General features: G+C 75.2%; 1 protein-coding gene. It reads right to left on the reverse strand.

Annotated elements, in window-relative coordinates; genetic code table 11:
- Positions 1-107: 107 nt before the first annotated feature.
- Positions 108-628 (reverse strand): YsnF/AvaK domain-containing protein (locus B7767_RS37750; RefSeq protein WP_256923713.1); only part of this gene is annotated, 521 nt, incomplete at its 5' end.

Genomic DNA, 628 nt, shown 5'->3' on the forward strand with positions numbered 1-628 from the left:
GCCGGGGCGGTTGCCGTGGTGGCCGGCCGTGGTGGGTGAAGGCGGAGTTGGGCGTGGCCGCGCGCCGGTGGTTCGTCGCACCGGCGCGCACTGGGAAGGGGGTGGGGTTACTCGCGGCCCCGCTTGGGGATGTCGCGGCCGCGGCGGCCGGACTCCTCGTCCATCTCCGTCTCGGCCTCGATGCGCTCCTTGCGGACCCGCCCGCGGACGGTCTCGTCAGCGGTCTTCTCCTCCGTGGTCATCCGGACCCGCTCGACCGGCACCGCCTCGGTCTCCACGACCGGGCGCTCCTCGTACAGCGTGACCTCGTGCTCGTCCTCCTTGAAGGCCGGGCCCGACATGGCCTCGTCGCGGTTGGCGTCCGTGATCGGCTCGCGCTCCACGCGGACTTCCTCGTGGCGCACCGGCACGGTCTGCTGGACCTCCTCCGTGACCACGTACTTGCGCAGCCTGGCCCGTCCGGCCTCGTGCCGCTCGACACCGACGCGCATGTGCTCCTCGGAGCGGGTCATGGCGTCGTCACCACGCCCTCGGGTCCGGGCCTCGCTCCGGCGCCCCGCGGTGCCCGCGGTACCGGCCGCGCCCGGTGCCGTCCGGGAGGCGTCGCCCCGGCGTCCGGCCGTGCCCG

It is taken from the genome of Streptomyces sp. 13-12-16, assembly GCF_002114215.1.
GTDB lineage: Bacteria > Actinomycetota > Actinomycetes > Streptomycetales > Streptomycetaceae > Streptomyces.